Source organism: Vibrio harveyi, assembly GCF_030060435.1.
Taxonomy (GTDB): Bacteria; Pseudomonadota; Gammaproteobacteria; order Enterobacterales; family Vibrionaceae; genus Vibrio; species Vibrio harveyi.
The window spans coordinates 1,791,657-1,811,063 of the sequence record NZ_CP125876.1; the positions used below are offsets into that span (position 1 = coordinate 1,791,657).

Here is a 19,407-nt window from a genome sequence, read left to right on the forward strand (position 1 = left end):
AAGAATGTTCAAAGGTTAGACGTTCCGCTATTCTAGATATTGCCAATAAAATTTGCTGCTGGTGAACAATATGAATAATTACAACAAAACAAAAGACACTGATGATCTTCAGTGTCCCCTATGCCAATGCGATGAATATATGATTTCATCAGATGGCGAGAAATTCACATGTGCTTCTTGTGGATTCCATACAAAAAACTTTTCATCTATCCAATGCTTGCATCAAACCCCGTTATTACAAACTAAATTCAAACACATCCATAGTTTAAGCAATGTTTGTCACTAAACCGAGCAGCCTAAGAGCTGCTCTTTTAGTTCATCAAGGTGTGAAATTTGAATAACGCGCTCATCGTTTACTAGATTAATCGGTGCGCCGTTATAAAGCTGAATGGTTCTTACGCCTGCATTTAAACCAGCTTCCACTCCTTTAGGCGTATCGTCAATGTACAAGCAATCACTAGGGAGAAAGCCCATATTCATTGCGCTGTACATAATGAGATCCGGTTCCGGCTTCCAACTATTCGCATCAAATGCAGAAAATACTTTGCCTTTAAATGCGTCCAATAGCCCTGTCAGCTCTAGTGAATACTCAATCTTGTCTTTAGGACCATTAGAAGCAACACAATATTCAATGTTGTGCGAATCTAAGAACTGAATAAGCCGTTTTGCCCCGTCCATTGGTTGCAAGTGACGCACAAATAGCTTTTGTAACTCTTCTCTATATTGCGGTTCAAGAACATCAATAGAGGCATTTACGCTCATCAACTCTTTCGCATCACGGAGAATGTCTGCCAACTTACCGCCTTTAAAATGCTCGACACACTCATCGAAGCTCATTTCAGCGCCATACTGACTAAACACATTCACCAATGCTTGGCAGCACAAACGTTCACTGTCTACCAAGGTCCCATCACAATCGAATATGACGCATTTAATATTGTTAATAGCCATACGCCAGTCCCCCGCCAACGAATATTACACACTCTGCTGTTCAATTAAGTTTGAACTTATTGACTTATTTATTTGTACTAAATATGTATACTCATGATAGGTAAGTTTAGAAATGTTTAAACGACAGACTTGGCATTTCGTAGAAATGAGAAAGAGCAATTAACATTTTTTTAAGCAAGATCACCGAATGAAGCCCCAAAATTAAGAAAGATGAAACTTCATTTAGCGTGGTAATTAGCATTAAACTTCGTTATCTGGGTACAAATAACGCACTTCTATAAAATCATCCAAATTATTTAACAGAAGCTGAGTCAAGACAGGGTCGAAGTGTTTGCCCTTTTCTTGCCTGAACAGCTCGACGACCTCTTCAGTTGTCCATGCGCGTTTATAACATCGCTCGGTAAATAGAGCGTCAAAGACATCTGCAATCGCAACAATGCGCGCAAACAAGTGGATATCTTCACCTTTTAAGCCATTTGGATACCCAGTTCCATCCCAACGCTCGTGATGTTCGTGTGCGACGATGGCTGCAAGTTTGGTGATTTCACCTTCACGATTATTGAGTAACTCAAAGCCTTTCGTAGTGTGACGCTTCATGATCTCCCATTCATCTGCATCCAACTTACCTTTTTTATCTAGGATGGATTCAGGTACAGAGATTTTCCCCACATCATGCATTGGACTTATGACTTCAATCATTTCCACTTCGCGATGGCTAAGACCATAAAATTCCGCCAGAGTGGCAGATAGTCTCGCGACGCGCTTTACGTGCTGCCCAGTTTCCCCAGATCGGCATTCAATCGCCTCGCCCAATATGTGAATCATTTCCTTTTGAACACTCAACGTTCGCTTTTGTAGCGTTACGATCTTTTGATTCTTTTGGTCAATGACTTTACGTTGGCGCATGGTCATAAACTGACTGACGATGACCAGAAACAACAGAATAATCAGCGCACAAGCAAACAAGAGCAATTTGATGTTTACTTGAATCGCCGGTGGTGGCGCATTAATGATGTGTGCGCTTTCAGGAATATCGTAACGGCTGATTCCGTATTTTTGGATAGCAGTAAAATCGAGAACGGCCTCGGATATCAACTCATCATCCACTTTGGTCATGGACAACCCCAATTTCCCAGCCATCAACTCAGCAGCCTCGTAGCCGTATTGTTCAGAGCGGTTGACAAAACCACCTAAAATGCCCGGTTCTTCGAGGTACATTTCCCACAGAACAAAAACAGGAGCGGCGCTTTTTGCACCAATAACATGCGCCACTTGTTGATAAGAGTGGTAATGCCCTTGCTCTGCCTCTGTATTAAAATGAGTGAGTAGAACCGCATCATTTGGGCTTATGTTCTCTAGTTGCTTTGATGCGTCATCAAGGGTTTCATCACGTAGCTCGATTAGGTTGATCTGAGGAAACTTTTTCATTTCCGCAACGACACGCTCATGAATAAGCTCAGACGTCATGCTACGATCAGCTAAGTAATAAAGGTTCTTGATTTGAGGACGTAGCTGGTTGATAAGCAGAATATTTTCGGCGACTCGGTCTTGTTCATAAAGTACGCTACCAGAAGAACTCAACGTATCAAGCGTGGCGTCCGCGTCATTTATTCCAACCGCTACGAGAGGGGTAAAACGTTCATCATTCGCAAGGTATCGCTTTGCAAACTGCAATGCGGCATCGTCAGAAATGATGACACCATCAAATTCATAGTCTTTGTATTTTAACTTAAGGTAATTGGCCATCCGTCTAAAATAGCCATCGGTATGCACTCGCTTTGCATCCAGATATTCAATCGACAGCTTTACTTCGCTGTTCGTTTGTTTGAAGCCCTCTTCTATGCCTTTTTGAATATCACTGGTCCATTGATATGAAGGCTCATAGGAGTGTAACACCAGTACTCGTTCGATTTCCCAATCAGTATTGTCAGCATTGACTGCGGCCGTCCCTAGGCACAACAAAAGACCCAATAAACGCGTCAAACGCTTAAACATGTTTTACCCAGCCGAGAAAAAGAAGATTTTGCACATTCTAAACATCGATTCCCTTCAGGGAACCGATATCGATCAATTTTCAATGACTATTGTTTCACTCAACTTTTGATCGTGGTTCAGCTTTTTTCCTAAATCACAGACAAACTGGCGTTTATCTAAATTTTGAGAAACCACTAAATCAGAAATAAGGGTGTTGCCTTCATATTGACTTACAATCGCGGCACCAACCGGCTCCCCTTCTTTAAATCCGACATACAACTCAAATTCTGGTGTAAGGATGATTTGGGTAAGGAACTCAACAATCATTTCTTGTTCGTGCTTGTCTGCCCAACGCTGCGATTGAAGAATTGAAAACATCACGGTAAGTCGATGAAAATCAACTAAGAATATGTCTTCTACCGATAAGTTTGACTCATTGTCTAAGAGCAATGTATTACTACTTACCTCGTAGGTTTGCTGCTCAAGCATACGATTGTAAATTTCACGACCTTCCAAACTTTCTTTAGTAGGGAATTCAACTTCTACTAAATCATGCAGCCACTCGTTTTTTCTTTTAATGCTTTCTAACTGTTGTTCGTTCATTTTCTTACCTTAAGCGCTGCTAGTTCAATTTTGGACAGCGTAAAAAAGACAGGACTTTGATTAGAAATGTAGTGCTCACCTGCTCTGGAGCGGTACATTAGCATGAAGCCTCTTACAAACCTAGCTAAACTCCTGAGGTAACGCCAAATTTTGTTTTAATCGTGTGCGTCTGATAAATTGAATCAATAAATTAGCCTATTTAAGGGATGAAAAATGAAAAAAAGCTTGCTTGCTTTAGGTTTGGTAACGGTCTTGGCTGGGTGTAGTGATAATGAAGTGGGCGACGTCTCACTAGGCATGTTCACAATGAAAGACATTAAAATTGGTCACCTACAAGATGAAGTCGTAACTGGCGTAACTTGTCATATTGCTTCTATTGAAGCGAACCTAAGTTTGTCTGATCCGAGTGACAGCTCAATCTCTTGTCGTCAAACCGGTGATATCACACCAGAAATGATTGCAAAAATAGACAAGAGCAAGTCAGGGGAAGTGGTATTCAAAAAATCGAAAAGTATCTTCTTTAAAACGATGAAAGTGCGTCGAATCTACGATCCAGAGAATCAAACGTTACTTTACTTATCATACACCACGAAAGAGACCGAAGGCAGCTTCAAACATAGCTTGTCAACGGTGCCATTATGGGGCACGAAAGCTTACGTCGAACCGACTGTAACTCCTACAAATTAACCCCAAATCGCTGCTAAAAACACCAGCCCGCTGCATTTTTCAGCGGGCGAATTTCTTTGTAATAAAACACAACGATTTTCAAAATTTTGTGATACAATCCCGCCTCTTTTTTTCTCACTCAAGAACAAGCATGAAGTTTCCTGGACAGCGTAAATCTAAACACTACTTCCCAACTCACGCTCGAGATCCATTAGTCAACCAAATTCGACAGGCGCCTAAGCTGTACCGCCCTACGATTGTCGGCGTTGGTCAAACCATCGTAGATATCGAAGCGCGCGTAGACGATGCGTTTTTAGAAAAATACAACCTTAGCAAAGGTCATTCTCTCGTTCTTGAAGAGAGCAAAGCAGACGCACTATATGAAGAGTTAGTAGAGCAAGGTCTGATTACTCATCAATACCCAGGCGACACTATCGGTAACACTCTGCACAACTACTCTGTATTGGCAGACAGCAAATCTGTACTACTTGGTGTTATGTCTAAGAACATTCAAGTCGGTTCTTTCGCATACCGTTACCTGTGCCGCACCTCTTCACGCATGAACCTTAACCACCTGCAAACTGTAGATGGTCCTATTGGTCGCTGCTACACCCTAATTTCTCAAGATGGTGAACGTACTTTCGCAATTAACGAAGGTCACATGAACCAACTAGCTCCTGACAGCATTCCTGAAGAGGTGTTTGAAAAAGCCTCTGCTCTTGTCGTTTCATCTTACCTAATGCGTGGTAAAGAAGATGACCCAATGCCAAAAGCCGTTCAAAAAGCGATCGACTTTGCTAAGAAGCACGACGTCCCTGTTGTACTAACGCTGGGTACAAAATACGTGATCGAAGGCAACGCTGAGTGGTGGCAAGAGTACATTCGAGACAACGTATCTGTTGTTGCAATGAACGAGGAAGAAGGCGCTGCGCTTACTGGAGAAACTGATCCACTTGCTGCCGCAGACAAAGCACTCGAGTGGGTAGACCTTGTTTTGTGTACTGCTGGTCCTGATGGTCTATACATGGCAGGTTACACCGAAGAACAAGTGAAACGCGAAACAACGCACGATATCCTTGAAGGCTCAATTGATGAGTTCAACAAGTTCGAATTTAGCCGTGCTATGCGCAAAGAAGACTGTAAACAGCCGATGAAAGTGTACTCTCATATCGGTCCTTACCTAGGTGGACCACTTGAGATTAAGAATACCAACGGTGCTGGTGATGCCGCGCTATCTGCTCTTCTGCACGACATGGCTGCCAACTCTTTCCACCAGAAAGAAGTTCCTAACTCAGAAAAACACGAAGTACGTTGTCTGACTTACTCTTCGCTATCTCAAATTTGTAAGTATGCTAACCGCGTAAGTTACGAAGTGCTAACCCAACACTCTCCTCGCCTATCCCGTGCTCTACCAGAGCGTGAAGATAGCCTAGAAGAAACCTACTGGGATCGCTAAGAACCAAGCACTTAGAGCAAAAAATATGCGAAGGTCACCGTTTGGTGACCTTTTTGTTTTGATCTAGCGCAGTATTTAGTGTTTTTTGTTATTATGTAGCACGCTAAGGCGCACGAACTGCTTTACACCTCTTATTTTACCAGTATTATTCTCGCGCAAACGTTTGCGCAACAGCAATACAGTCTTTCGATTGCTTGATGTTGAACGCCACGTGTTAGCCATTTTTTTGGAGTATCCATGCAGTCTGATATTGAAATTTGCCGAAACACACCGTTGTCTTCTATCGCTACTGTCGCAGCAAATGCAGGTCTTTTGCCGCACGAATTTGATACACACGGAAAACACAAAGCTAAAGTTCATCCCCAATGTCTTGAGCGCCTCAATACAAATCAAGACGGAAAGTTAGTGTTGGTCACTGCGATTACCCCTACTCCTTTGGGTGAAGGTAAGACCGTTACAACAATCGGCTTATCTCAGGGGCTATCTAAAATCAATCAATCGGTCATGGCATGTATTCGTCAACCGTCAATGGGTCCAGTATTTGGCGTTAAAGGTGGGGCTGCTGGCGGCGGTTACTCTCAAGTTGCACCAATGGAGGAATTGAACCTGCACCTCACTGGTGATATCCACGCGGTTACCGCAGCGCATAACCTTGCGTCCGCCGCGCTTGACGCTCGTCTCTATCACGAGCAACGAGAAGGCTACGCGGCGTTCGAGACACGAACTGGACTAAAAGCACTTAAAATCGATGTTGACCGAATCACGTGGAAACGTGTAATGGACCACAACGACCGTGCACTACGCATGGTGAAGATTGGTCTGAATGAAGAAGGCAAGACCATTAACGGTTTTGAACGTAGTGAAGGTTTTGATATCTCCGCAGCCTCTGAGCTTATGGCTATCCTTGCCCTAGCAAAAGATCTTAAAGACTTACGTCAGCGTATTGGGCGTATTGTCGTGGCATACGATATCGAGGGACAACCGATTACCACAGAAGACTTGCAAGTCGCAGGTGCAATGGCTGTCACACTCAAAGAGACAATAGCTCCAACATTAATGCAGACTCTAGAAGGTGTGCCAACCCTTATTCATGCAGGTCCATTTGCTAATATCGCTCACGGTAATTCCTCTATCATTGCAGACGAAATTGCTCTTAAACTATCTAGTTACGTTGTCACTGAGGCAGGTTTTGGTTCAGACATGGGGTTCGAAAAAGCTTGTAATATAAAAGCGGCGGCGGCTGGTCGAGCTCCTGATTGTGTTGTGATTGTTGCGACATTACGCGGCCTAAAAGCAAACTCCGGTCACTACGATTTGCGTCCGGGCATGGCTATTCCGGATTCGATTTTCAACCCCGATCAAGCGGCATTAGAAGCAGGGTTTGAAAACCTGAAATGGCACATCAATAATGTTCATAAATACGGTATTCCTGCTGTCGTTGCGATCAACCAATTTCCGCAAGATTCTGTAGAAGAGCTGTCTGAATTAGAGTCTTTAATAGAACGCTTTAATCCTGAAGTAAAAGTTGCCATCAGCACCGCATTTGCAAAAGGCGGTGACGGTGCCGTTGAGCTTGCTAAGCATGTTGTTGAAGCATGCGAGAATCCATCGGAGTTCACCCCTCTTTACACGAAAGAGCAATCATTGAAAGAAAAGCTGATGGCGGTCTGTGAAGCTGGTTATGGTGCATCAAATATCGAGATGAGCGATCTAGCAAAACAGCAGCTCAAGCACTTTGAAACGCTTGGCTTTGACGGTTTAGCTGTGTGCATTGCTAAAACGCCGTTGTCGCTCAGTACAGATTCAGCAATTAAAGGTGCACCTAGTGGCTTTAACGTTCCGATTCGCGAACTTCGCTTGTGTGCCGGAGCAGGCTTTGTATACGCACTTTCAGGAAACGTCATGACCATGCCAGGGCTACCAGACAAACCTGCATTTATGAACTTAGACCTTGATGATCAAGGTAATATCATCGGTCTGTCATAACCTCACTGCTGTTTTCTACAATGGACAGGAGCCTTTGAGCTCCTGTTTTAATTTCTGCTCGTCCCACATTACCTCATTGTTTTAACGCCGCTTTACATTGTAAATCGGGTTATAGACAACCTTTGGCCACTCCGACCTCACCAATTTAGTGCACGACATATTTCCTCACTCCCTAATGTAGTGCAAAGTTAACGCTTCATTTATCAAAATATATTGATTTCATTGATAAAATTCTATGGCTCGAATCTTGTACTAGGGTATATAACAAAACGATTTCTAAAAAAACAAAGGACACTCACTGTGCACATCGAATAGCAATCAGCAGTTGGCTAACTCCTCAGGCTTTAGAGCGCTTTCGAGGCACGTAAGATAAGGGAAAGGGAAGATTATGCAAGATGCACTCGCGGTAATTTTAGCCGGTGGTATGGGGTCAAGGTTAAGCCCTCTCACCGATGATAGAGCCAAGCCAGCGGTTCCTTTTGGCGGTAAGTATCGTATCATTGATTTCACGCTAACTAACTGTCTTCATTCTGGTTTACGCAAGATATTGGTTCTCACTCAATACAAATCACATTCACTACAGAAACACTTGCGAGATGGTTGGTCCATCTTTAATCCCGAACTTGGTGAGTACATAACGGCAGTTCCACCTCAAATGCGCAAAGGTGGTGCATGGTACGAAGGTACAGCCGATGCGATCTACCACAATATGTGGCTACTTTCGCGAAACGATGCAAAGTACGTCGTCGTTCTTTCTGGTGACCATATCTACCGCATGGATTACGCAGCGATGCTCGAAGAGCATAAAGAAAACGGTGCGAAGTTAACGGTCGCTTGTATGGATGTTCCTGTTGAAGATGCAACCGCCTTTGGGGTCATGGGCATCAAAGAGAATGGTTTGGTCGAATCTTTCGTCGAAAAACCAGAAAACCCACCTACTCTGCCAGATGATCCAACTCAAAGCTTGGCTTCTATGGGTATCTATATTTTTGATATGGACGTACTACAAGACGCTCTTGAACAAGATGCGAAACTCGACGATTCCAACCATGACTTTGGCAAAGACATCATCCCAAAGCTCATCGATACTCAATCCGTTTACGCTTATAAATTCTGTGGCAGTAAAGGTCGTGTAGACAAAGATTGCTACTGGCGCGATGTAGGTACGATTGACTCTTTCTATGAAGCCAATATGGACCTTTTAGAACCCGTACCACCAATGAATTTGTATCAGCCTAACTGGGCGATTCGCACTTATGAAGCGCAATTTCCACCAGCGAGAACCGTTTCATCAGCCACTGGTAATGAAGGTATCTTTATAAACTCAATCATCGCCAATGGCGTTATCAATTCGGGAGGGTCTGTTCAGCACTCAGTGATAGCATCAAATGTGCGCATTCATGATAGTGCAACTGTCGTAGATAGCATTATTTTTGATGATGTCGAAGTTGGAGAAGGCTGTCAGTTGGTGAGTTGTATTATCGACAAGCACGTTCGAATTCCCCCTCATACTCAAATTGGAATAAACAAAATTGAAGACGCAAAGCGATTCCATGTTTCTGAAAAAGGCATCGTAGTTATTCCGGAAGGTTACGAGTTCTAGCTTTTTACTCTCTTGTAATCATCAATAGAGAAAAACCAAGCTCACCAAATAAAAAAGCGCGCGATGTAAATCGCGCGCTTTTGTCATCCACTCAAATTGGATTAGATATTACATACTGTTGACCAGCTACCATCACTACCCGGCTCTGATGCAGTCCACCAGTTTGCTTGGTATACCACACCATTGTGAATCACTTTGTCACCTTGGTTAGCGTGGCTTGGGTTACCTTGCCAATCAGTTTGTGGCAGATCTGGGTAAGTAACTAACCCTGCAGTGTCACAAGTACCAGGCTCAGTACCGCCACCACCACCGGTGCCAGAGTTTAAGTCACCAATTGGTAGATCTGGTTGCTCAAACTTAAACGCAAACTCTTTACCGCCAGAAATTACGGTGTAATTAGCAGGACCAGAGATTGGTAGGTAGTAAACCATATCGAGCTCGTAAGTACCGCCTGCTGGTAGGTCTTTCCATGCAGGTAGAGAGAAAGATACGCGATGCATAACACCATCTAGACCACCGATGTTGTTTGCACGAGTGTGACCAGAAGCAATCACACTTAGACCACCACCAGATTGATCTTTCGCGTTATCCGGTGCTGATACAGGAATATCAAACTGGAATTCTGTACCACCAGGAATCGCTTGACCAGTGTTGTTCGTAAACGTGATCTTAGGATTGATTGGGTAGTTTTGGTCACCAACTTTAAAGCCGCCAACGCTAACAGCGATGTCTACTGCTTCTGTTGGAATCGGACCTGTCGCAATCTTGTTTCCGTAAGGCGTTGCAGACTTAAACTTATCGTAAATCGCCTTGGTCATCGTGTTACCCATGTGGTATTCACCATTACCTGCAGCACACGCTTGTTCAGTTGCATCTATCGTTGTACGGTTGCCGTTCGCATCTAGTACGTAACAGTTGTAGTCACCCGCAAGCTCCCAGAACATGATACCGCCGATCTCTTTATCGATAACGTAGTCCGCTTTCACTTCAACAGACGCTTTATCTTCTGTTGAAAGGAATACGCTCTTCTCTGCGTTCCATAGCCATGGAGCTACCGCAACATCATCATAGTTACGCGTGTAGGTACCAACCAATTGGTCTGAAGGGTCGTTAACTGGATCTAGACCATACGCTTGAGCATAGGAACCCCAAATGCCTTTCTCTAGGTTCTTCGCGTGCCACATTGGGTTAGAACCTGCGCCCATTTCGTTGCCTTTAGGGTCAGTATCGTGCCACATGTTATCGATACCTAGAGCACCGTGACCACAGTTGTTCTTCTCACCTTCACCTGTACCAGGCGCACATTCAGACTGGTTTGGTAATGCTGCACGACCCCAAAGGCCGTTTTCACCACCTGTCACACCTTGCCAACCACGAGTATAGTAAGGAACACCAATGTTAATACGACCAGCCGGCATTGAACCGCGGAAGTAATGGTATGCCCAATCCGTGTTCAAGTAGCCGATACCACCGTAAGCCGCAGTGCCATATACATTCCACTGTGCTAGCTCAGAGTCTTTACCTGTATCGAACAGTGCCGCGTTATGACCAACGTGGTCGTTCCAAGCACCGTGTAAGTCGTAAGACATGATGTTTACGTAATCTAGGTACTTAGTAACGTCGAAGGTTTCCATACCACGTAGCAAGTAACCTGAAGAAGGCGCTGCAATCGTTAGCATGTAGTGATGACCATCTTGTGCTGATGCTGCATCCAATTTTTCACGAAGCACTTTCATAAGTTCTTGGTAAGACGCCCACAAGTATGGACGACGTGGTTCCATGAAGTCTTTATCGTAAGGATTACCCGCTCCTGCCATAGAAGTTGGGTACTCGTAGTCAATGTCTAGACCATCGAACTTGTAGGTACGCATCATTTCAACAGCAGATGTCGCAAACTTCTCGATACCCGCATGGTTGATTGAACCGTCTGCGTTAGTCGTCATCGTATAGAAGCCACCGTCAGCAACACGGTTACCGTCTGCACCGAAGTGACCACCCGTTTCAGCCCAACCACCAATAGAAATCAACGTCTTAACATCGTGTTTCTGTTTGTAAGTCGCTAATGCACCAAAATGACCTTTAAAGCCTAGCGCTGGATCTACTTCAACACCCGGCCACGTTTTGCCCGTCGCAGGGTTAGTTGGATCATTCACATCACCAACATTAACTTTGCCGTCAGAGCCGATGCTCACGAACGCGTAGTTGATGTGAGTTAGTTGATCCCAAGGGATGTCTTTAACTAGATATGCGGCTTGTGGGTCATCACCACTACGCCAGCTAGTAAAGTAACCGATGACACGACGTGGGTGATCGGCACCCATTTTTTCACGACCTTCTTCGTCGTAAATAGTACAGTAAGGAACATCTAGACCCGCTGTTTGGTACAGACCGTCAGGACGGCAGTTCGACGTCACTGCGCCGCCATTGACGGTCAATGAAACAAGTGAAGAATCTGTTGTTGCGCCAGCATCGTCCGTTGCTTTCGCGTAAACAGATACACTACCCGCTTGTGCAGGCATAAAGTCAACGGCATAAGGTGCTGCTGTTGCGGTGCCGATCAACGCACCCGCAGCGAAGAATTCAACTTTAGCGACTGTGCCATCTGCATCAGCAGCATTCGCAGTTACCGTGACTGAGCCACCAAGTTCGATAGAAGTTGCAGATAGAGCAACATCAACGGTTGGGGCTTCGTTGCCTGGCTGACCTGCATTTACATTAAGAGTGACAGCACTAACCGCACTCACTGCATTTTTGTCATCATACGCTTTGGTAGAGAACTCGTGAGCACCTTCAGTTGCCGTCCATGAAGCCGTGAAAGGCGCAGCTGTTGCAGTGCCAACCAGCGCACCATCAACAAAGAACTCAACTTTACTGATTGTGCCGTCAGTATCTAAGGCATCCGCAGCTAAGTTAACCACGTCACCGGCGGTGATCGAAGCCGACGCAGAAGGTGATGTTAACGTAACCGTCGGTACTTCATTCACAGGTGGATCGATAGGTCCCGTATCACCACATGCGCCTAGGTTTTCCCATTCACCCCACTGACCTGATTGCGCAGGGTTGTTGTTTTGGGTCCAATAACGCGCTTTGTAAGCGTTGTTTTCGTGTTGAACTTGGTCACCGCCATTGTAAACCTTTGACGAGTCCCAAACTTCTAGAGGGGCACAATCAACCGCCGCATAGGTGTTGAAAGCCATTAGACAAGATGCAGTTAACGTACTGAGTGTAAATACACTCTTCACTGCTTTCCCGTTTCTAAGGTGCATATTGCTCTTCCTTAAGTTATTGTTAATACAATACAAAATACGCTTAACTACCGCGCACTATTACTTTTGTTTCGACGTAAAATAACTTAAGTACAACTACAGAGTTTCACACTATATATTTATAAATTTTCAGCAACACCTCTCAAGAATCCACTAAAACGTTGCAACAAAAGACATCTTATTTTGCACCAATAACTAATTTTATTACTCAAATAAATATGTCGATCGCAATTTATTAAAAAAGACGAAAAAAGTCGTAATTTTGAAATAAAGATCACTAAGCCTTTGTTGATCTTGGAGTTTCGTTAAAGTGGCGCTTGTACTCTCGACTGAACTGTGATGGGCTACTGTAACCAACTAAACGTGCTGCATCGTTTACCCGTCTTCCTTCTAACTGAATTAATTCGCGTGCTTTATTTAAGCGAACCTTTTTGATGTATTGCAGAGGTGATTCAAGCGTTACGCTTCGAAAGGCTTGATGAAACGCTGAAACACTCATGTTCGCTTCTTCAGCTAGCGTCTGAACATTTAGTTGTTCATGGTACTCTTGATGAACGCGGTTAAGCGCTTTCGCCACGCGCGCATATGACCCTTCTTGATGTGCTAATTCGAACAAAACATGCCCTGACTCACTCACTAATGTTCGATAGACAATCTCTTCCAGTAACATGTCGCCAAGCATTGCAACTTCAAGATCATCGCACAAAGCCGTCATCAAACGTTTACACGCATCCAGCATCTGCTCATTCATTCGAACTGACTTCAAACCACAACGGGTCTCGTCTTCACATACATTACTATAGCGTTGCGATTCCAGTTTCTTTACCAGCTTTTGCAGCATCGCAGGCGAGATATCAATTGAAATCCCGAGCAACGGCTCATTATCGACAGCAATGGCTTCACATTCTAAAGGCATAGGAACTCCAACCACCAAATAGTCATCTGGTCCATAGCGAACTGGCGTCTGACCGATATGGATGTTCTTGTGTCCCTGCCCGAGAACAATGATTCCAGATTGATAAACAAAAGGTTGGCGGTTGTTGCCTTTGCTACTGCGGTAAAACCACACGCCGTCAATAGCGGTTTCTTTAATGCCTTCTAATTTATCCAAATCAAATTTAGTGGCGTACTGTTGCATGATCTGAGCAAGTGTCTTCATTGTGTCACTCCAATAACTTTCCACGCACTATACTTGGAGTTCTGATTACAGTTCCAGCACAACGAACACACATTTGTAGAAATAGGCAAAAAAATTACAGAAATCGACCTACTAAGGCGCGTCGACGCGTACTAATATGCATGTATTCACTCTCCTCACAATGGAAGCAAGAGGTCTAATAATGAACTTTTCATACGTCAACCCAACTCAAATCTTCTTCGGACAAGGTCAAATCGCCGCAATTACAAACGCGATCCCTACCGGTCAAAAAGTACTTGTCATTTATGGTGGCGGTTCAATTAAGAAGAACGGTGTTTACGACCAAGTCGCGCAAGCTCTAGAAGGGCGCGAGTGGCTTGAGTTCTCAGGTGTAGAGCCAAACCCAACCAAAGAAACGCTAGATAAAGCCGTTGCAATCGTAAAAGAACAAAATGTTGATTTTATCCTTGCCGTAGGTGGTGGTTCGGTTATCGATGGTTCTAAGTACGTTGCAGCATCGGCAAAATACGACGGTGATGGCTGGGACATCATGGTTGGCAAACATCAAGTGACAGAAGCGACACCACTAGCCGCGATTTTGACACTTCCAGCTACTGGCTCAGAATCAAACATGGGCGCAGTTATCACCAAAAAGGAAACTCAAGATAAATTGGCGTTTCTTGCTCCTGCCGTGCAGCCTAAATTTGCGGTCCTTGATCCTGATGTAATGAAAACACTCCCAGAGCGTCAGTTGATCAACGGTGTCGTAGATGCATGGGTACACGTTTGTGAGCAGTACCTAACACTGCCTACTGGTGCAATGGTTCAAGACGGCTATGCAGAAGCACTACTGAAAAACCTAAAAGTTCTGGGCGAACAGTTTGAAGAACGTGACAACGACCAATGGCGCGCAAACCTGATGTGGACAGCAAACCAAGCACTCAACGGTCTAATTGGTAGTGGTGTTCCACAAGACTGGGCAACGCATATGATCGGTCACGAACTTACAGCATTGTGGCATGTTGACCACGCTCGTTCACTTGCAATCATTCAACCATCCCTACTTCGCAACCAAATGCAATTTAAGCGTCCTAAGCTTGAGCAAATGGGTCGCAACGTATTTGGTTTGTCTGATGGTGATGATTTGGCAGAGCGCACGATCCAAGCGATCGAAGCTTTCTACCACCAACTAGGTGTAGCAACACAATTAGAAGGTTACGGTGATGACCGCGAAGCAGCAATTGACTCAGTGATCGCACAACTGAGCAAACATGGCATGACTGTTCTTGGTGAAAACCAAGCAATCGATCTTGAAAGCAGCCGCCAGATTCTTGACCTAGCAGTCGCTTAACGACTCAATCTATCAAAATACTGCCTTTTTTAACGGTATTGTGTCCTCGTAGACACAATACCGTTTTTTTATGTTAATTTAGCCGAACACTGACAATGCAATAAATATTGAACTTTTCTGCTAGAAAAATAACAAATAGGCGATAGTTCGATGTGTTTATGTAAGCCAATGACTAAAAACAAACCAAGTGCTTACTATTCGAAGTGTCCTTTTTAGCTTGCTCATCAAACATTGAGCGTAATGTCGTCTATTCAAGAGTTAATCGTATGTGGCTGATTGTCATTGCTTGTGCGCTCATACATATCATCAGCATTAAGACTGGTCCAAAGTGGCTGTTCTTTCTGACCAAACCACTGCCACTCATCGCTATGATTGGCATGTTACTCATGTCTCCAGCCAGTCACCTTCCCTACACAAAGTGGGTAATCTCCGGACTTTCGTTGTCTCTGATCGGTGATTTAATCATGATGCACCCAAAAGATAAGTTTGTTTTTGGGATCAAACTGTTTTGTCTCGCACAGATCAGTTACGCCTTGGGCTTCATTAATATGGCAGCCTGGCACTTCACCCCTTGGCTCCCATTTGCTGTATTCGGCGCTGGACTTTGCGCTTACTCATTCTTTAAGCCCGACTTGGGTAAAGAAAAATGGTCCGTTGCTAGCTACATCTTTGTTTTGATGACGATGCTATGGATGGCGATGGAGTATTACGCAAGTGGTAAAACACAATCGTCAGCTTTCGCGGTGCTTGGCAGTTTCATCTTCACTATGTCTGGCGTTGTGCTTGCCTTTGAGCGCTTTGGCAGCACTTCGATATTTTCACGTCAAGTCGTCATGACAACCTACTATTCAGCTCAGTTTCTGATCACCATGTCTGTCTTCGCGATAGTGATCCGTTTTCTTTAAAATTGACTACATTATCAGGTAGTTTTGTAATGAGTTATTTGCTCACCAGTTGGACAGTTTAACCCTTATAAACAGGTGCAATACGGTTAATAACTTGTTATTGTAGAAAGAAATTTATTCTAAAAGTTGGCAGCCTTGAAAGAAAAAAATATCGTTGTTGAATTCAGCGGCGTAAACAAGTGGTATGGAGAATACCACGCACTTAAAGATATTAATTTTTCAGTACATACCGGTGAAATCGTTGTTGTTTGTGGTCCTTCCGGTTCAGGTAAATCCACTCTTATTCGTTGTATCAATCACTTAGAATCTATCCAAGAAGGTGAACTCAACGTCTTTGAGCACCCAGCTAACGCCAAAACCCATAAGCCGGGTAAAGTCGGCATGGTGTTTCAACACTTCCATCTATTCCCGCATCTGACCGTTTTAGAAAACCTTACTCTCGCGCCAATTCGTACATTAAAACTGTCGAAGCAAGAAGCAGAAGAGCGAGCGATGCACTACCTCAAGCGCGTCAACATTGAAGAGCAAGCGAACAAATATCCGATTCAACTATCAGGCGGTCAGCAGCAACGTGTTGCCATTGCCCGTTCGCTTTGTATGGAGCCGGACCTTCTCTTATTTGACGAACCAACATCAGCACTTGATCCAGAGATGATCAACGAAGTGTTAGATGTCATGGTAGAACTTGCCCAGAGCGGCATGACCATGATTTGTGTGACGCATGAAATGGGCTTTGCAAAGAAAGTAGCGAATCGTGTTGTGTTTATGGACGAAGGTGAAATCATCGAGATGAACTCCCCCATTGCACTATTTGAAACACCACAACACCCACGTACGCAAGCATTCTTAAATCAAATCCTGAGCTACTAGCCTATGGTTGTTCGAATCCTTAAACCGGTCTTACAAGCCATATTACAAATCGCGATTCTTTTGATTGCGATTATTTGGGTGCTCGATTCAGGAGCTCAAGCCATGGGCTACCAATGGCAATGGGAGCGCGTGCCCGACTACATTGCCTTCTACGAAGATGGTGAATGGTGGCCAGCAGAATTGGTCGATGGTCTCATCGTTACCTTAAAAATCTCTGCCATTAGTCTATTCTTCACTTTGGTCATTGGTTTAATCACCGCTTTATTTCGTTTGAGCAATTCCAAAGTAGGCAACGCGATTGGCACAGCTTATGTGGAACTGATTCGTAATACGCCGTTGTTGGTACAAATTTACCTGCTCTACTTTGTGTTTGGACCAGTCATTGGTTTAGATCGATTCAGCACTGCGGTGTTGGCGTTGTCGCTTTTCCAAGGTGCATATACGGCCGAGATCTTCCGAGCAGGCTTAAATAGCATTCCAAAAGGTCAATTTGAAGCAGCGAAGACCTTAGGTTTATCACCTTTCTTTGCATACAAAGACGTGATCCTACCGCAGGTGCTTCAGCGCACCCTGCCGCCATTGACGAACGAAGTCGTGTCATTGATTAAAAACTCTTCGATTGTGAGTGTTATGGCAATATTCGACTTAACGACCGAGGCAAGAAACATCGTATCGGAAACGGCGATGCCATTTGAAATTTGGTTTACTGTGGCAGCAATCTACCTTGCTCTCACATTATCACTTTCTGGCTTATCCGCTTGGCTAGAACACAAACTAGGAGCCAGTTGGCGCAAATTATAAGGAGATAACATGAAGTTATTCAAAGCGACCATTACTGCATTATTGGGGCTTGCGATTGCTCTACCTTCGTTAGCCAATGAGCAAGCAGCAACACCAAACGTAGATCAAATCAAGGAACGAGGCACACTTCGCGTTGGTATGTCGACATTCGTACCTTGGGCAATGCGAAATAAACAAGGCGAACTGATTGGCTTTGAAATTGATGTCGCTAAACGCCTAGCCGCAGATTCTGGTCTGAAGGTTGAGTTCGTACCAACAGCATGGGACGGTATCATCCCTGCTCTACTAGCCAAGAAATTTGACGTTATCATTGGCGGTATGTCGATTACTCCAGAACGTTCTAAGAGCGTACTGTTCACTGAACCTTACTCACACTCGGGTGTTCAAGTTGCAGCGAACAAAGAACTGGCAGCAGGCTTTAGCGAGTTTTCTGACTTTGATTCTCGCCGAGTGAAAATTGCAGCTCGTCGTGGTGCTTTTACCGTTCAAGTCGCGCGTGAAACATTCCCGAAAGCAAAAATCCTTCAATTTGATGATGACGCGCAAGCATTCCAAGAAGTACTAAACGGCAATGCACATGCGGTGATTGCATCGAGCCCTAAACCTGAGCATGAAGCGATCAAACACGCGGATAAGTTGTTCATTCCATTTACTGAGCGTCTATCCAAAGGTAACGAAGCCTTTGCCGTTCGCTTAGGTGAAGAAGACAAAAAAGCCTTCTTCAACAAATGGATAGAAGCACGTACCCAAGACGGTTGGTTAGATGAGCGCTACGAATACTGGTTCTCAACACTGGATTGGCAAGACCAAGTGGCACACGGTCAATAAACGTAAAAACTAATACATCAAATACACAGACCGACTCGAATGAAGGGTCGGTCCTCTCTTTACTATCGGAGTCAAACCTTGAGCGGACAAACCACCACTCGTGTTGCACCAACCAAAACAAAGTCAGGCTTTTTCTTAAACCGTTTTAACCTACTTGATTGGGTGTTGCTTGCCATCTGCGCGTTAGTTGGGGTTTGGCTTTACCACCGCTCCACCGTAGGGGTGAACTACATCTGGCATTGGAAAGAAGCCATTGATTTGTTGTTTACTCCGCGTGCTGATGGTGGGCTGCCATATTTTTTTCAAGGCTTGATTTCAACGTTACGCCTGAGTTTATGGGGCATTAGCTTCGCACTTATATTAGGCACCCTACTTGGCTTAGCCCGCTTCTCGGAATCGGCTTGGTTTCGCACACCTGCCAACGCGTTTATTCAGTTGGTGAGAAATATTCCACCATTGGTATTCGTCTTTATTTTCTACTTTTTTATTTCAAACCAATTAATCCCGTTACTTGGGTTAGAAGATCTACTTCGCAACTATCGCGGCGAACCCAATGCACTACAAAGCTTCTTCTTTGGTCCGGCGAATTTGTGGGAGAACCTAGCGTCAGGAGTTCTCTGCGTAGGCTTGCTCTCTTCCGCTTACATTGCTGAGGTGGTTCGTGCTGGTTTACAAAGTGTCGATAAAGGACAGTGGGAAGCCGCAGATTCTCTCGGTTTATCTCGTTGGGTCAAATATCGCTTTATCATTGCCCCACAAGTGCTCAAAGCTATTACGCCCGCATTGGCAGGCCAAACTATCTCCTTAGTCAAAGACACATCTATTGTCTCACTGATTTCGATTCAAGAAATGACCTTTGTTGGTACCGAGATGGCAAACTCTTCCGGTTACATTTTTGAAATTTGGCTAATTGTGGGCTTGGTTTACTTTCTGATTTGTTTCGGTCTATCAATGTTTTTTAGATACATCGAGAAAAAATCGGAATCTATTTCAAATTAACTCAAAGGGC

15 protein-coding genes are annotated in these 19,407 nt (G+C 44.3%); 10 read left to right on the forward strand and 5 right to left on the reverse strand.

The features are described 5' to 3' along the window. Positions 1 to 282: 282 nt before the first annotated feature. The 3 genes from QMY49_RS24575 to QMY49_RS24585 form a co-directional block, all read right to left on the reverse strand. Complete coding sequence (locus tag QMY49_RS24575) at positions 283 to 951, reverse strand: HAD-IA family hydrolase (protein WP_026000203.1); 669 nt, start codon at positions 949 to 951, stop codon at positions 283 to 285. 240 nt (positions 952 to 1,191) lie between these two features. Next, positions 1,192 to 2,946 carry an HD domain-containing phosphohydrolase gene (locus tag QMY49_RS24580; protein ID WP_283314987.1) on the reverse strand — a complete coding sequence of 585 codons (1,755 nt, stop codon included), beginning with the start codon at positions 2,944 to 2,946 and terminating at the stop codon, positions 1,192 to 1,194. Between the two features lie 72 nt (positions 2,947 to 3,018). Beyond that, a complete protein-coding gene (locus tag QMY49_RS24585; RefSeq protein WP_005451712.1) occupies positions 3,019 to 3,528 on the reverse strand; it encodes a hypothetical protein in 510 nt (169 codons plus the stop codon). A gap of 213 nt (positions 3,529 to 3,741) precedes the next feature. Between QMY49_RS24585 and QMY49_RS24590 the strand changes: the two genes are divergently transcribed. From QMY49_RS24590 to glgC, 4 genes are all read left to right on the forward strand, one after another. Next, positions 3,742 to 4,215 (forward strand): CreA family protein, encoded by a 474-nt coding sequence (locus tag QMY49_RS24590; protein ID WP_005451711.1) that lies wholly within the window; start codon positions 3,742 to 3,744, stop codon positions 4,213 to 4,215. A gap of 130 nt (positions 4,216 to 4,345) precedes the next feature. Beyond that, a complete protein-coding gene (locus QMY49_RS24595; RefSeq protein ID WP_009700365.1) occupies positions 4,346 to 5,650 on the forward strand; it encodes an inosine/guanosine kinase in 1,305 nt (434 codons plus the stop codon). A 237-nt stretch (positions 5,651 to 5,887) separates the two neighbouring features. Beyond that, positions 5,888 to 7,636, forward strand: a complete 1,749-nt coding sequence (locus tag QMY49_RS24600; protein WP_283314992.1) for a formate--tetrahydrofolate ligase — start codon at positions 5,888 to 5,890, stop codon at positions 7,634 to 7,636. Positions 7,637 to 8,024: 388 nt separating this feature from the next. Then, the gene (glgC, locus tag QMY49_RS24605; RefSeq protein ID WP_283314994.1) at positions 8,025 to 9,239 is read left to right on the forward strand and encodes a glucose-1-phosphate adenylyltransferase; all 1,215 of its coding nucleotides are present in this window, start codon (positions 8,025 to 8,027) and stop codon (positions 9,237 to 9,239) included. Between the two features lie 101 nt (positions 9,240 to 9,340). Here glgC and QMY49_RS24610 read toward each other — a convergent pair whose 3' ends face one another. Both QMY49_RS24610 and QMY49_RS24615 read right to left on the reverse strand, forming a co-directional pair. Next, on the reverse strand, positions 9,341 to 12,505 hold the full coding sequence (locus QMY49_RS24610; protein ID WP_239212079.1) for a chitinase C-terminal domain-containing protein: 3,165 nt from the start codon (positions 12,503 to 12,505) through the stop codon (positions 9,341 to 9,343). A gap of 277 nt (positions 12,506 to 12,782) precedes the next feature. Beyond that, the gene (locus QMY49_RS24615) at positions 12,783 to 13,664 is read right to left on the reverse strand and encodes an AraC family transcriptional regulator (RefSeq protein WP_005451701.1); all 882 of its coding nucleotides are present in this window, start codon (positions 13,662 to 13,664) and stop codon (positions 12,783 to 12,785) included. 181 nt (positions 13,665 to 13,845) lie between these two features. Between QMY49_RS24615 and QMY49_RS24620 the strand changes: the two genes are divergently transcribed. From QMY49_RS24620 to QMY49_RS24645, 6 genes are all read left to right on the forward strand, one after another. Beyond that, positions 13,846 to 14,994 carry an iron-containing alcohol dehydrogenase gene (locus tag QMY49_RS24620; RefSeq protein ID WP_005451698.1) on the forward strand — a complete coding sequence of 383 codons (1,149 nt, stop codon included), beginning with the start codon at positions 13,846 to 13,848 and terminating at the stop codon, positions 14,992 to 14,994. Positions 14,995 to 15,260: 266 nt separating this feature from the next. Next, positions 15,261 to 15,899, forward strand: a complete 639-nt coding sequence (locus QMY49_RS24625) for a lysoplasmalogenase (RefSeq protein WP_005451697.1) — start codon at positions 15,261 to 15,263, stop codon at positions 15,897 to 15,899. A 135-nt stretch (positions 15,900 to 16,034) separates the two neighbouring features. Continuing rightward, positions 16,035 to 16,769, forward strand: coding sequence for an amino acid ABC transporter ATP-binding protein (locus QMY49_RS24630; protein WP_283315002.1), 735 nt, complete (start codon positions 16,035 to 16,037; stop codon positions 16,767 to 16,769). Positions 16,770 to 16,772: 3 nt separating this feature from the next. Continuing rightward, complete coding sequence (locus QMY49_RS24635) at positions 16,773 to 17,570, forward strand: amino acid ABC transporter permease (protein ID WP_283315004.1); 798 nt, start codon at positions 16,773 to 16,775, stop codon at positions 17,568 to 17,570. 9 nt (positions 17,571 to 17,579) lie between these two features. Further along, on the forward strand, positions 17,580 to 18,398 hold the full coding sequence (locus QMY49_RS24640) for a transporter substrate-binding domain-containing protein (RefSeq protein WP_005451692.1): 819 nt from the start codon (positions 17,580 to 17,582) through the stop codon (positions 18,396 to 18,398). A gap of 78 nt (positions 18,399 to 18,476) precedes the next feature. Next, complete coding sequence (locus tag QMY49_RS24645) at positions 18,477 to 19,397, forward strand: amino acid ABC transporter permease (protein WP_017189021.1); 921 nt, start codon at positions 18,477 to 18,479, stop codon at positions 19,395 to 19,397. Positions 19,398 to 19,407 lie beyond the last annotated feature (10 nt).